Raw genomic sequence first — 12,702 nt, forward strand, 5'->3', positions numbered from 1 at the left:
ACGGTCAGTCCATCTTGATGTTCGCCGCCTTGACCACCTTGCCCCACTTCTCGATCTCGCTGCGCAGCATCTGCGCGAACTTCTCGGGCGAGGTGGGCATGGCCTCGGCACCGGCGTCGTACAGGCGCTGTTTGACGTCGGGCTGGGCCATGACGTTTTGCAGGTCGGAGCTGATCTTGGCGACGATGTCCTTGGGCGTGCCGGCCGGGGCGACGACGGCGGCCCAGGAATACGCCTCATAGCCGGGCAGGCCGGCTTCGGCAATGGTCGGCAGCTCGGGCAGCAGGGCCGAGCGCTGGGCGCTGGCCACGCCCAGCGCGCGCACCTTGCCGGCGCGGATCTGCGGCAGCGCGGTGGGCGCATCGGCAAACATCAGCTGTACCTGGCCGCCCAGCAGATCGGTCATGGCTGGCGCACTGCCTTTGTAGGGGATGTGCTGCAACTGGGTGCCGGCCTGCATGTTGAACAGCTCACCGGCCAGGTGCGTGCCGCCGCCGTTGCCGGCCGAGCCGAAGGCGATCTTGCCGGGATCGCGCTTGGCCAGCGCGATGAGCTCGGCCACATTCTTGGCCTGCAACGAGGGGTGGGCCACCAGGATCACCGGGAACATCGCGCCGAAGCTTACGGGCACGAAATCCTTCTCGATGTTGTAGGTCAGGTTGGGCCGCAACGCGGGCAGCACCGAATGGTGGATCGAGCAGACGAACAGGGTGTAGCCGTCGCCTGGCGCTTTGGCCGCGACTTCGGCGCCCACGATGCCGCCGGCACCCGCGCGGTTGTCGACGACACCGGGCTGGCCCCACAGATCGCCCAGCTTTTGCGCCATCGCACGGGCGGTGGTGTCCACCGGGCCGCCGGCGGGAAACGGCACGATGAACTTCACCGGGCGGTTGGGGTAGGCGGCCTGTGCGAAGGCAGGGCCGACCGCCAGGGCGGCCGTGGCGGCGAGCACGTGGCGGCGCGTGAAGTGCAGCGTGGTCATGAAGTTCTCCGATCGATCAAGGGGCGACCTGGGCGCGGCCAGCGTCCAGCACGGTCACGCCGCGTTCCACCGCGATGGCGCGGAACGCGATGTCGCCTGCGGTCGCGCCGGCGTACATCTCCATGCGGATGGTCTCGCCCGGGAACACGGGCGAGGAGAAGCGCGCGAACAAGTTCTTGAGCTGCTCGGGCTTGTCCTCGCACCAGGCGGACAGGATGGCCCGGCCGGCGATGCCGTAGGTGCCCAGGCCGTGCAGGATCGGCCGGTCGAACCCGGCAGCCTTGGCCACGGCCGGCTCGGAATGCAACGGGTTGCGGTCGGCCAGCAGCCGGTACAAGAGCGCCATCTGCGGCAGTGTGCGGATCTCCAGCGCGCGGTCGGGCGTGCCGGTCGGTGGCTTGGGTGGAGCGGGCGGCGAGGTGTCGGTGCGCCCGTCTTTGGCCGAGAAGCCGCCGTTGCCGCGCGCAAACGTGGTGTGGCGCACGGTGGCCAGCAGCGTGCCATTCGCCTTGTCGTGCAGTTCCTTGTCGTAGGTGACGGTGGCGCCGCGGCCTTCGCCCTTGTCGACGATGGCGACCACGCGGTGCTGGGCCAGCACCGTGCCGGCGGCCGGCAGCGGCTGGTGCAGCGTGAGCTCTTCTTCGCCGTGCACGATCTTCGTGAAATCGATGCCGGTGGCCGGGTCCTGCATCCACGAACCCGGAAAGCCCAGCACCACGGCCATGGTGGGCAGCGCCAGTGGCGTGCCGGCGATGGTGTCGTTCACGTACTGCAGCTGGCGCAGATCCATCGGGTCTTCACCCAGGCCCAGCGCCAGGGCGTAGCGCATGCTGTCGTCGGCCGTGTAGCGGTGTTCGACGACCGGGAACTTCCAGTCCAGCAGGCGTTGGTAGTCGATCATGCGGATGTCATTCCACCGTTGCTCCAGAGGTCTTGACGACCTTGGCCCATTTGTCGATTTCGGTGGTGATGAAGGTTGCGAAGGCCTCGGGCGTGCTGTAGGCGGCCGCGAAGCCCTGGGCCTCGAAGCGTTCGCGCACGTCGGGTTGCTCCATGGCGGTGCGCAGCTCGGCGCTGAGGCGGGCCAGCACGTCCTTGGGCGTGCCGGTCGGGGCCAGCAGGCCGTTCCAGGCGATGGCCTCGTAGCCGGGCACGCCGGACTCGGCGACGGTGGGCACGTCGGGCGCGGCAGGCGAGCGCCGGGCGCTGGTGACCGCCAGCGCGCGCAGCTTGCCGGCCTTCACATGCGGCATGGCCGACAGCATGGTGTCGAACATCAGCTGCGTCTGCCCGCCCATGGTGTCGCTGAGCGCGGGCGCGCTGCCCTTGTAGGGGATGTGCCGGATCTGCGTGCCGGCCATGGCGTTGAACATTTCGCCCGCCAGGTGCGTGGACTGGCCGTTGCCCGACGAGGCGAAATTCAGCTCGCCCGGCTTGGACTTGGCCAGCGCGATCAGCTCGGCGATGTTCTTGACCGGCAGCGTCGGATGCGCCACCACGACGAGCGGGCCGCTGGTCAGCTGCGAGATCGGCACGAAGTCCTTGCCGAACTGGTAGCCCAGGTTCTTGAACAAGGAAGGGTTGATGGCGTGCGCGGTGGTGGCCACCAGCAGGGTGTAACCGTCGGCCGGGCTGCGCGCGACCGCCTCGGCGCCTGTGTTGCCGCCCGCGCCGGCGCGGTTCTCGACGATGAAGGGCTGGCCGGTCTGCGTCTGCAGCTTTTGCGCGATGACGCGGGCCACGGTGTCGGTCGGCCCGCCCGGCGGGTAGGGCACGACCAGCTTGACGGGTTTGGACGGCCAGGCCTGGGCCAGTGCCGCCGCGCTGAACGCGAGGCCAATGGCGAGGCCGATCAGGGCGCGCGCGGCGCGGCTGCGCCTGGGGCGCTGTGGTGCTTGCATGGGGGGCTCCGGTTTGAGTGGTTCAGTGACGGGTGGGGGCGAAGCGCAGCAGGCTGCGCTTCTCGTGCGAAAAGGTGCCGGCCTTGACGTTGTCGCCGATGCCGGTGCCCGGCATGGCGTGGCCCATCACGCGCGGGCCTTCGTCCAGCTCGACCAGCACCAGCGTGTAGGGCACGAGCGGGCGGAACGCTTCGGACGGCGCCCGGTTGACCACGCTGGCCGCCACCACCGTGCCGTGGCCCGTGGCCTCGTGCCAGGCGAGGTGTTCGCTGCCGCAGTGCGCGCAAGCCAGGCGCGTCAGCGATTGCGCGCGGCCACAGTCGTCGCAGCGCTGGTAGCGCAGCAGCCCCTGGGCCACGCCGTCGGTGAAGGGGTGGGCGGTGGTGGTGGTGGTGCTGGTAGCGCTCATGTTCAAGACCTCCGGGACAGGACCAAACTGACATGCGAGGACAGCACGCCGCCGTCGGCGTGCACGAAAGCGTGGCGGGGCGGGCGCCCTTGGCGCTCGCCTGCGGTCGAACGCATCTGGCGCACGGCCTCGACCGTGTGCCCCATGCCGCCGGCCACGCCGCAGTGGCCGAACGACAGCAGGCCGCCGTGGGTGTTCAGCGGCAGCGGGCCGTCGGGGGCGTAGGTGCCGTCGCGCACGCGGGCTGCCGACTGGCCACGCGCGGCGAAGCCGGTTTCCTCCAGCAGCATGGCCAGCGTGATCGTGAACGAGTCGTAGATGCCCAGGTAGTCGATGTCGCTGCGGGCCAGACCCGATTCGGCGAAGGCGCGGTCGGCTGCGGCCGAGGCGCCGGTGTGCAGCACGTCGTCGATGGCCGACAGATGCTGGTGCTGGTGCGCCTGCCCGGCGCCCACGATGGCCACGCCGGCACCCGGGCCGGGCTCGCGCGTGACCACCAGGGCCATGGCGCCGTCAGAGATCGGGCAGCAGTCCAAAAGACGAAGCGGCGAGGCGATGGGCTTGGACGCGGCCACGTCGGCGGCCGTGATCGGCTCGCGCAGGTGCGCGTCGGGGTGGCGCATGGCGTTCTCGCGCATCAGCACGGCGAACGAGGCCAGGTCGTCCTGCGTGAGGCCGGTGGTGGCCATGTAGCGTGAGGCCAGCAGCGCGTAATAGGCCGGCACGCTGGCGCCGTTGGGCACTTCGAAATCCCGGTCGCCGACCTGGGCCAGCGTCTGGATGGCGCTGTCACGGGCCTGGCCGCTCAGCCGGTTCTCACCGGCCACCACCAGCACGCGCCGGCAACGGCCCGCGCGCACGAGGTCGGCGGCCAGCATCAGCATGGCCGCGCCCGTGGCACCCCCCAGCGCCATGCCGTGGCCGTAGTGCGGCGCAAGGCCGAAGCGCTCGGCGAAGAGCGTGGACAGCATCAGGTGCGGCAAGGTGGTGGCGTAGCCGCAGAGCAGCCCATCGATGTCGCTGCGGGCCAGTTGCGCATCGGCCAGCGCCTGCGAGGCGGCCTGGGCCATGAGGTCGAGCGGGCCCTGGCCTTCGAGGCGGCCAAAGCGGGTGTTGCCGACGCCGGCGATGTAGGCAGTGTTCATGAGAGATGGATTCCGGCGCCGGGCCATTGGGTTTGGCACAGCGCGGCTTCGCGCTGCACGGCGGTGGCCAGTTCTGCCTCGCGCGCGCTGATGCGGTCGGTGAGGGCGGCGATGCTGATGGCGGCGACGGGCCGGCCGTCCGCGCCCAGGATGGGCACGCCGATGCCGCCCATGCGGTCGACCACCACGTCCAGCAGCACGGCGTAGCCCTGGGCGCGCGACTCGGCGACTTTGGCCTGCAGCAGTGCGCGGTCGATGGCGGGGTAGCGCTGGGTGCGCTGCAACTGCGCTGCCACGATGTCCAACACGGTCTCGCGTTCGCGTTCGGGCATCCAGGCCAACAGCGCCAGGCTGCCGGCGCCCACGCCCAGCAGGCGCCGGTTGCCGGCCTCCAGGTAGTTGGCGCGGATGGGGTAGCGGCCCAGCTCCAGATCCAGGCACAGCGACTCGCTGCCGCTGGGCAGCGACAGGATGGCCGTGTCCTCGAACTGGCCGGCCAGCCGCAAGAGGCTGGGGCGCACGATGGCGCGTGGGTCCACCCGGGCCAGGGCGGCGGCGCCGGCCAATTGCAACTCGGGGCCGGCGCTGTAGAGCTTGGTCTGCGCGTCACGCCGCACGAAGCCTTCGCGTGCCAACCCTTCCAACAGCCGCAGCACCGTGGCCTTGTCCAGGTCGGCAGCGTGGGCGATGTCGGTCAACCGGGGTTCCTTAAGCGCCGTCAAAGCCCGCAGGATGCGGCAAGCCTTGGCCACGGACGATGGCGACTCGGCGGCATCGGGTGTTGGCGGTGTGGCAAGCGAGTATTTCACGGAACAAAAGAATGGATTGGCATGGATGCTAGGGCGGATCACAAAATCACGCGCTAGGGTTTGTTCTGATTTTGTCTGGTGAAACTTCTTCGCAGCGCGCCGCGCGACCTAGGCTGGCAGGGGTGTGGTGGGCACCGTCCGCCCAGTGCCTGCGGGCTAAAATCTGGACGTGCAGACCATGGCGCTGGAGCCCGACGCCCGCTACTGGACCGAACGTGCCCACGACTGGGAGCTGACCTCCTACGATGCCTGCTACCTCGACCTGGCACGCCAGCAGCGCCTGCCACTGGCCACCAAGAACAAGAAGCTGATGGCCGCCGCAAAGCGCGTCGGCGTCGACATCTTTCAGCCAGCCTGATCCTGCCCCCGAGACACCATCTTTTCTGCTGCGAATTTCCATGAACCAGAACACTCCCCTCGTGACCGTCGCCGACATCCGCAAGTCCTTCCTGGACTTCTTCGCCACCAAGGGCCACACCGTGGTCGCGTCCAGCCCGCTGGTGCCCGGCAACGACCCGACGCTGATGTTCACCAACTCGGGCATGGTGCAGTTCAAGGACGTGTTCCTGGGCGCCGACAAGCGCAACTATGTGCGCGCGGCCTCCGTGCAGGCCTGCCTGCGCGCCGGCGGCAAGCACAACGATCTGGAGAACGTGGGCTACACGGCGCGGCACCACACCTTCTTCGAGATGCTGGGCAACTGGAGCTTTGGCGACTACTTCAAGCGCGACTCGCTGAAGTGGGGCTGGGAGCTGCTGACCCAGGTCTACAAGCTGCCCCCCGAGAAGCTGCTGGCCACCGTCTACATCGACGACGACGAGGCCTTCGACATCTGGACCCAAGAGATCGGCCTGCCGCCCGAGCGCGTCATCCGCATCGGCGACAACAAGGGCGGCAAGTACAAGTCCGACAACTTCTGGATGATGGCCGACACCGGCCCCTGCGGACCCTGCAGCGAGATCTTCTACGACCACGGCCCGCACATCCCCGGCGGCCCCCCGGGCAGCCCGGACGAAGACGGCGACCGCTTTATCGAGATCTGGAACCACGTGTTCATGCAGTTCGACATGCAGGAAGACGGCAGCGTGGTGAAGCTGCCCGCGCCCTGCGTGGACACCGGCATGGGCCTGGAGCGCCTGGCCGCCATCCTGCAGCACGTGCACAGCAACTACGAGATCGACATCTTCGACGCGCTGATCAAGGCCGCCGCGCGCGAGACCGGCGAGGCCGACCTGAACCACAAGAGCCTGCGCGTGATCGCCGACCACATCCGCGCGACTGCGTTCCTGGTCAGCGACGGCGTGATCCCCAGCAACGAAGGCCGCGGCTACGTGCAGCGTCGCATCGTGCGCCGCGCGATTCGCCACGGCTACAAGCTGGGCAAGAAGACGCCGTTCTTCCACAAACTCGTGCCTGACCTGGTCGCGCTGATGGGCGATGCGTATCCGCTGCTGAAAGCCGAGGCCGACCGCATCATGGCCGTGCTGAAGGCCGAGGAAGAGCGCTTCTTCGAGACGCTGGCCAACGGCATGGAGATCCTGGATGCGACGATGGCCGATGGCAGCAAGACGCTGCCGGGCGACGTCGCCTTCAAGCTGCACGACACCTTCGGCTTCCCGCTCGATCTGACGCAGGACGTCTGCCGCGAGCGTGAGGTCGAGGTCGACGTGGCCGGCTTCAACGCCGCCATGGACAAGCAAAAGGCCCAGGGCCGCGCCGCCGGCAAGTTCAAGATGGAACGCGCTGTGGACTACAGCGGCGAAGGCCACCCGTTCACCGGTTACGACACGTTGGCCGAACCGGCCAAGGTGGTTGCGCTGTACCACGAGGGCGCGGCCGTGCAGGCGCTGCAGGAAGGCCAGAGCGGCATCGTGGTGCTGGACACCACGCCGTTTTATGCCGAGAGCGGTGGCCAGGTCGGCGACTGCGGTGTGCTGGCGGCCGAGGGCCTGCAGTTCGGCGTGGAGGACACGCTGAAGATCAAGTCCGACGTCTTCGGCCACCACGGCATGCAGACGCAGGGCCAGCTGAAGGTCGGCGACGCCGTCACAGCCGAGGTCGACGTCGCGCGCCGCCAGTCCACCATGCGCAACCACAGCGTCACGCACTTGATGCACAAGGCGCTGCGCGAGGTGCTGGGCGAGCATGTGCAGCAAAAGGGCTCGCTGGTCGATGCCGACAAGACGCGCTTCGATTTCACGCACAACGCGCCGGTCACCGATGCGCAGATCACCGAGATCGAGAAGCGCGTGAACGTGGAGATCCTGGCCAACGCCGAGACGCTGGCCCGCGTGATGGACATCGAGGCCGCCAAGGGCACCGGCGCCATGATGCTGTTCGGCGAAAAATACGGCGACAGCGTGCGCGTGCTGGACATCGGCAGCAGCCGCGAGCTGTGCGGCGGCACGCACGTGGGCCGCACCGGCGACATCGGCCTGTTCAAGATCACGTCCGAGAGCGGCGTCGCGGCCGGCATCCGCCGGGTCGAAGCCATCACCGGCGAGAACGCGCTGGCCTACCTGCAGCAGCTCGAAAGCGCCGTGCAGCAGGCGGCCGGCAGCCTGAAGGCCCCGGTGGCCGAGCTGCAGACCCGCATCACGCAGACGCTGGAGCAGGTTCGCGCGCTGGAGAAAGAAGTCGCCGCGCTCAAGGGCAAGCTGGCCGCCAGCAAAGGCGACGATCTCGTGTCGCAGGCCATCGACGTCAAGGGCCTCAAGGTGCTGGCCGCGCGCCTGGACGGCGCCGACGTGAAGACCTTGCGCGAGACCATGGACAAGCTCAAGGACAAGCTCAAGACCGGCGCCATCGTGCTGGCCGTGGTCGATGGCAGCAAGGTGCAACTGGCGGCCGGTGTCACGGCCGACAGCGTAGGCAAGATCAAGGCTGGCGAGCTGGTGAACTTCGTTGCCCAGCAGGTCGGTGGCAAGGGCGGCGGCAAGCCGGATCTCGCCATGGCGGGCGGCACGGATGCCAGCGGGCTGGACAAGGCGCTGGCTTCGGTGCAGGGCTGGGTGAGCGAACGGGCTTGAGGTCACACACGCTATGGCGCAAATCGAATCCATCACCATCCGGGGCTTCAAGTCCATCCGGGCGCTGGAGGGCTTCGCGCTGCGACCGCTGAATTTGCTAATCGGTGCCAACGGCGCGGGCAAGAGCAACTTCATCGGCGCGCTGCGCTTTCTGTCGGAAGTCGCTGGCGATAACTTTCCGGGGCATGTGTAAAAGCAGGGCAAGGCTGGCGCGCTGCTCCATGGTGGGCGACGGAAAACGCAGACGATGGAATTCGAGGTGTTCGGTCAGCCCACGGGGGGCTATCGCAATGGCTACCTCATCAGCTTGGACGCCACCAACGACAACCGCTTTGTTTTCTCGCGAGAGCACACCTGGATTGCCGGGTCGATGACAGATGGAAAGGCCTATTCACTCGGTCGAAACCATGAGGAGGCCTTGGTCCGCAGCGACAGGCAGTTACGTCGGGAAATACGTACTGCGCATGATGCAAAGCTGGCGTCAGTACCACTTCCATGACACTGGGGAACTGGCTGCAGTGAAGCAGCCTCACAGCGCGAAAGACACTTTGCGCTTGAAGACTGATGCGGGAAATCTGGCGGCGTATCTTGGACGTCTGCGCAGTCAACACCTTGAGTCGTACCAGCAAATTATCGAAACAATTCGATTGGTAGCGCCGTTCTTTGGTGACTTCGTGCAGCGCGAGCCGCAAGCCGAGACGGTAGAGCTGGAATGGACGCAGAAAGGCGACCCGGACACGCCGTATGGTGCAAGCGCTCTTTCCGACGGTACGTTGAGGTTCATCTGTCTGGCGACGCTGCTGCTTCAACCTGTTTGGCTTCTTCCGGACACCGTCCTGATCGACGAACCCGAGTTGGGTCTACATCCCTATGCCGTCGGCGTGCTGTCGGACCTGCTCAAGCAGCAGGCCGAAACGCGCCAGCTCATCGTGTCGACGCAGTCGGCCGCTCAGCCTGCGAAATGTGGACTCGTCGTCGGCACGGTCGACCACCACGATGTCTTCAGGCGCGAAGGCATTGATCAACTCGCTGCGCTTGACGCAGCGCTCGTGAAGGCGCTCGGCTTTCGGCCGGAACGGTTCATGGCGCACATCCAACCCTACGAGTTGGAAGGCCTGTTCTTCGCGGCAACCGATGCCCTGTGCCGCAGCCAGCCCGGCTGGTCGGCCGCGTCTGCGGCCTTGCAAGCCGTGCGCCAGGCTTTCGCCACGCCGGAACACATCAACGACGGGTTCGACACCAAGCCGTCCGCCAGGCTTGCCGAGCTGTTGGTGCCGCGGTATCGCAAGACCACCCACGCACCGTTGATCGGTCAGCACATCGGCTTGACTGCCATCTTGCGCGAATGCCCGCACTTTGCGGCCTGGGTCGAACGATTGCGGCGCTTGCGGCCCCTGTAGGGCGGTCTCGACCTCAAGCTGGTTGCATGGCCGCAGCAACATACAAGGCCGATCTGCAACATCACAGGAATGGGGTACTTCCGGGGCCACCACCGACAAGTCGCTCGGTGGCCGTCTCCATCAGCGACTGAATCGCCCCCACCACGGCCAGCGGCGCATCGCGCTGGATGTAGTGCCCGGCACCGGCTACCGGCGTCAGCGCTGAGGTGCCGGTCAGGTGCAGCCAGTCCTGGCGCAGGCTGCCCAACGCCGCGTGCAGGTCGGCGCCTTCATAGGCCGGCGAGCGGGTCGACACCATCATCACCGTCGGCACGTTCAGCGGTGTGGCGCTGTCCAGCGCGTCCAGGCAACCGGCCTGGGCGTCGAACTCCTGCCGCATGGCTGGCGTGAACACGGTCTGCCGCGCCAGCTGCAGCAACGCGGCAGCACCGGGCGCCTCGCGCTGCATCGTCGGCAGGATTTGTGGGTGCGTCGGGTCCAGCAGCACCAGGCCGGCCACCTCATCGGGGTATTGCCGCGCATAGACGTACTGGTACAGGCCGCCCAGGGAATGGCCGACCAGCACGTAGGGCGGCATCAGGCCGGCGCGGCGCAGCATCTGGCGCTGCTCGTGCGCAATGCGGCAGGCGTCGCGCACTTCGGTGCGGGCCGGGCTGGCGCCGTAGCCAGGGCGGTCCGGGGCCACGGCCTCGATCTGCGGTGGCAACTGCTGCAGCACTTCGGCCCAGGCGCCGTGGTCATCGCCCAGGCCGCTTTGGAACACCACCGTGGGCAGCACACTGCCCCGGCCCTGGTGTGCAAAGGCGATCGGCGTGCCTGGCAGCGGGGCGACCGACATCGGCGACGGTGCCGGGGGGACAACGCCCATGCAGGCGCTGAGCGCCATGCCCAGGGTGATCGCGCCAACCCAAGTGCGCCCTGAATTCCATTCGACCCGCATGTGCAGCATCCAAAGCAGTTGTGTACAACTGCCGATTGTCCATGCTGCACCGCACAAATGGATGCGGAATAAATGTCAACCCAGCGCGGGAGTACAGGTGCAGTGGGTGTCAGACGCGGCGCCGCGCCTGCGTGTCTGAAGGCCGCTCGCCAAAGCGCGTACGGTATTGCGCCGCGAAGTGGCCCAGGTGCACAAAGCCGTATCGTTCGGCTGTCGCGCGTACGCTGGCGTCGCTTGCCATCAGTTCGGCACGCACCCGGTCCAGCCGCAGGTCGCGCAGGAAGTCCATAGGCCCTTGGCCCAGGTGCTGGCGAAATGCCTGCTGCAGGCTGCGCGCGCTGCAGCCGGCAGCAACGCAGACGGCTGCCAGGGTCACGGGCGCTTGCGCGTGTGCGGCCATGTAGTCCTGGGCGCGGCGCACCGAGCGCGGCAGCAGGCTGCGCTGGGCCTGGCCGTTCAGCGCGGCGCTGTGGTTGTGGCGCGCGCAGAGCAGCAGACTGGTCAGCAGATAGGCCTCGGCGTGCTGCGCCAGCAGGCTGCCAGGCTGCAGGGCGCCGCCCGTGTCCAGGCTGGCGCGCAGGTAGTCGACGAACTGCAGCAGAGCGGCCAGCGCCGGGTCGTCCAGCGGCACGCCCAGGTCGAACACCAGGTCGTCGCGCACGGGGGCCTGCAGCAGCCCTTCGAGCTGGGTCAGCAGGGCCGGGCGGCCCAGCCGCACGATCAGGTGCGGGCTGTCGTCGGCCCAGCGCATGGCCAAGGGCTCGGTCGGAGACGGCAGCGAGGCCAGGCGCGTCGTGGCCGTGACGTGTTGCGCACCGCAGCGGATGTCGGCGCCGCCGCGCAGCGGGATCTGCAGCAGGAAGAAGTCTTGCAGATGGCCCGGGTCGATCTGCACCGCCGGGCCGTACTGCACATAGTTCAGGCTCACATCGCGGTGCAGGCGCACGCTGTGGTGGCAGGCGTCCAGTGGCACGCGGGGCCCCAGCATGTTCAGGCCGTGCGGGCAGAACACGCGTGCCACGCGCTCGCGGGCCTCGTCCAGGTCCTGGCTTTCGAACAGGCGGTAGCGCGCAAGTGGCAGGGGCGGGCAGGCGGTGGTGGGCATGGCGGGTGGGCAAAGGTAGCGCACCGCCCCGGTTCCCACAATGCGGATCGATCCGTGGGCGCGCCGCAAAGATGTGCGCTTGCGGGACACCGGCCGCGCCTGCGGGATGCGCAGTCGCGCCGGCTGCACCTAAGGTTGCGGGGCAGGGCGCCGCTCCGGTCGCCCGTCCACAGGGGGAGTGCGAGCAGCATGTTCAAGGGACTACAGGGCAAGAGCGCCATCGTGACCGGCGGCGCCACATTGATCGGCGCCGGCGTGGTGCGCGCGCTGCACGCGGCCGGCGTGCGCGTGGTGATCGCCGACATCGACGCCGACAAGGGCCAGCCGCTGGCCGACGCGCTGGGCGCAGGCGCGCACTTTCGCCGCTGCGACATCACCGACGACGCGCAGGTTGAGGCCTGTGTGGCCGACGCGGCCGCGCGCCACGGCGGCGTGCAGCTGCTGGTGAACCTGGCCTGCTCCTACCTGGACGAGGGCTTCAAGTCGCCGCGTGCCGACTGGCTGACGGCGTTCAACGTCAACGTGGCCAGCGCGGTCGCCATGCTGCAGGCCGTGCACCCGCACATGCTGGCGGCCGGCGGTGGCGCCGTGGTCAACTTCACCAGCATCTCGTCTGGCGTGGCGCAGACGGGGCGCTGGCTGTACCCCGTGGGCAAGGCCGCCATGGCCCAGCTCACGCGCAACATGGCGATGGACCTGGCGGCCGACCGCATCCGCGTCAACAGCGTGTCGCCGGGCTGGACCTGGTCGGCCGTGATGGACCAGCTGAGTGGCGGCGACCGCGCCAAGACCGACCGCGTGGCCGCGCCTTTCCACATGCTGGGCCGCGTGGGCGACCCGGACGAGGTCGCCCAGGTGGTGCTGTTCCTGCTGTCGGACCACGCCAGCTTCGTGACCGGCGCCGACTACGCGGTCGACGGCGGCTATTCGGCCATGGGGCCTGAACAGGCCGTTCCGGCCATTCCCAAACTGATGGAGTAAG

The 12,702-nt window shown here is 68.2% G+C and carries 14 protein-coding genes; 6 read left to right on the forward strand and 8 right to left on the reverse strand.

From position 1 onward, the window contains the following. Positions 1-4: 4 nt before the first annotated feature. From AC099J_RS15425 to AC099J_RS15450, 6 genes are read right to left on the reverse strand one after another with little or no spacing between them, the layout of a single operon-like run. Entirely contained in the window at positions 5-982 is a 978-nt protein-coding gene (locus AC099J_RS15425) for a tripartite tricarboxylate transporter substrate binding protein (protein ID WP_479616149.1), read from the reverse strand. A 16-nt stretch (positions 983-998) separates the two neighbouring features. Then, positions 999-1,883, reverse strand: coding sequence for a MaoC/PaaZ C-terminal domain-containing protein (locus AC099J_RS15430; RefSeq protein WP_479616150.1), 885 nt, complete (start codon positions 1,881-1,883; stop codon positions 999-1,001). A 7-nt stretch (positions 1,884-1,890) separates the two neighbouring features. Then, positions 1,891-2,883, reverse strand: a complete 993-nt coding sequence (locus AC099J_RS15435; protein WP_479616151.1) for a tripartite tricarboxylate transporter substrate binding protein — start codon at positions 2,881-2,883, stop codon at positions 1,891-1,893. A gap of 22 nt (positions 2,884-2,905) precedes the next feature. Next, complete coding sequence (locus AC099J_RS15440) at positions 2,906-3,292, reverse strand: Zn-ribbon domain-containing OB-fold protein (protein WP_479616152.1); 387 nt, start codon at positions 3,290-3,292, stop codon at positions 2,906-2,908. A 2-nt stretch (positions 3,293-3,294) separates the two neighbouring features. Then, positions 3,295-4,437, reverse strand: coding sequence for a thiolase family protein (locus AC099J_RS15445; protein WP_479616153.1), 1,143 nt, complete (start codon positions 4,435-4,437; stop codon positions 3,295-3,297). After that, positions 4,434-5,246, reverse strand: coding sequence for an IclR family transcriptional regulator (locus AC099J_RS15450; RefSeq protein WP_479616154.1), 813 nt, complete (start codon positions 5,244-5,246; stop codon positions 4,434-4,436). Before AC099J_RS15450 ends, AC099J_RS15445 begins: the two co-directional genes overlap by 4 nt. A 169-nt stretch (positions 5,247-5,415) precedes the next feature. Here AC099J_RS15450 and AC099J_RS15455 point away from each other — a divergent pair, with 169 nt between their 5' ends. Genes AC099J_RS15455 through AC099J_RS15475 form a run of 5 tightly spaced genes read left to right on the forward strand, consistent with a single transcriptional unit; the run spans position 5,416 to position 9,675 of the window. Next, entirely contained in the window at positions 5,416-5,604 is a 189-nt protein-coding gene (locus tag AC099J_RS15455; RefSeq protein ID WP_479616155.1) for a type II toxin-antitoxin system VapC family toxin, read from the forward strand. Positions 5,605-5,644: 40 nt separating this feature from the next. Beyond that, complete coding sequence (alaS, locus tag AC099J_RS15460; RefSeq protein WP_479616156.1) at positions 5,645-8,275, forward strand: alanine--tRNA ligase; 2,631 nt, start codon at positions 5,645-5,647, stop codon at positions 8,273-8,275. A gap of 13 nt (positions 8,276-8,288) precedes the next feature. Further along, positions 8,289-8,468, forward strand: coding sequence for an AAA family ATPase (locus AC099J_RS15465; protein WP_479616157.1), 180 nt, complete (start codon positions 8,289-8,291; stop codon positions 8,466-8,468). Positions 8,469-8,522: 54 nt separating this feature from the next. After that, the gene (locus AC099J_RS15470; RefSeq protein ID WP_479616158.1) at positions 8,523-8,774 is read left to right on the forward strand and encodes a hypothetical protein; all 252 of its coding nucleotides are present in this window, start codon (positions 8,523-8,525) and stop codon (positions 8,772-8,774) included. A gap of 55 nt (positions 8,775-8,829) precedes the next feature. Continuing rightward, positions 8,830-9,675 carry a DUF4276 family protein gene (locus tag AC099J_RS15475; protein WP_479616159.1) on the forward strand — a complete coding sequence of 282 codons (846 nt, stop codon included), beginning with the start codon at positions 8,830-8,832 and terminating at the stop codon, positions 9,673-9,675. A gap of 61 nt (positions 9,676-9,736) precedes the next feature. Here the strand turns inward: AC099J_RS15475 and AC099J_RS15480 are convergent, their stop codons facing one another. Together AC099J_RS15480 and AC099J_RS15485 are read right to left on the reverse strand one after the other, a co-directional pair. Then, positions 9,737-10,543: an alpha/beta fold hydrolase gene (locus AC099J_RS15480; protein WP_479616160.1), complete on the reverse strand. Its 807-nt coding sequence runs from the start codon at positions 10,541-10,543 to the stop codon at positions 9,737-9,739. A gap of 181 nt (positions 10,544-10,724) precedes the next feature. Beyond that, positions 10,725-11,720 (reverse strand): AraC family transcriptional regulator, encoded by a 996-nt coding sequence (locus tag AC099J_RS15485; protein WP_479616161.1) that lies wholly within the window; start codon positions 11,718-11,720, stop codon positions 10,725-10,727. Between the two features lie 189 nt (positions 11,721-11,909). On the opposite strand from AC099J_RS15485, the gene AC099J_RS15490 reads away from it, so the two are divergent. Then, a complete protein-coding gene (locus AC099J_RS15490) occupies positions 11,910-12,701 on the forward strand; it encodes an SDR family oxidoreductase (RefSeq protein WP_479616162.1) in 792 nt (263 codons plus the stop codon). Position 12,702: the final 1 nt, after the last annotated feature.

This window comes from Rhodoferax sp. RT4P68 (genome assembly GCF_056521305.1).

Bases quoted from the DNA above. Each gene is read 5' to 3' on its own strand.
- AC099J_RS15435 (WP_479616151.1), bottom strand. From the start codon at position 2,883: ATGCAAGCACCACAGCGCCCCAGGCGCAGCCGCGCCGCGCGCGCCCTG.
- AC099J_RS15425 (WP_479616149.1), bottom strand. From the start codon at position 982: ATGACCACGCTGCACTTCACGCGCCGCCACGTGCTCGCCGCCACGGCC.
- alaS (WP_479616156.1), top strand. From the start codon at position 5,645: ATGAACCAGAACACTCCCCTCGTGACCGTCGCCGACATCCGCAAGTCC.
- AC099J_RS15490 (WP_479616162.1), top strand. From the start codon at position 11,910: ATGTTCAAGGGACTACAGGGCAAGAGCGCCATCGTGACCGGCGGCGCC.
- AC099J_RS15445 (WP_479616153.1), bottom strand. From the start codon at position 4,437: ATGAACACTGCCTACATCGCCGGCGTCGGCAACACCCGCTTTGGCCGC.
- AC099J_RS15430 (WP_479616150.1), bottom strand. From the start codon at position 1,883: ATGATCGACTACCAACGCCTGCTGGACTGGAAGTTCCCGGTCGTCGAA.
- AC099J_RS15480 (WP_479616160.1), bottom strand. From the start codon at position 10,543: ATGGGCGTTGTCCCCCCGGCACCGTCGCCGATGTCGGTCGCCCCGCTG.
- AC099J_RS15470 (WP_479616158.1), top strand. From the start codon at position 8,523: ATGGAATTCGAGGTGTTCGGTCAGCCCACGGGGGGCTATCGCAATGGC.
- AC099J_RS15440 (WP_479616152.1), bottom strand. From the start codon at position 3,292: ATGAGCGCTACCAGCACCACCACCACCACCGCCCACCCCTTCACCGAC.
- AC099J_RS15485 (WP_479616161.1), bottom strand. From the start codon at position 11,720: ATGCCCACCACCGCCTGCCCGCCCCTGCCACTTGCGCGCTACCGCCTG.
- AC099J_RS15465 (WP_479616157.1), top strand. From the start codon at position 8,289: ATGGCGCAAATCGAATCCATCACCATCCGGGGCTTCAAGTCCATCCGG.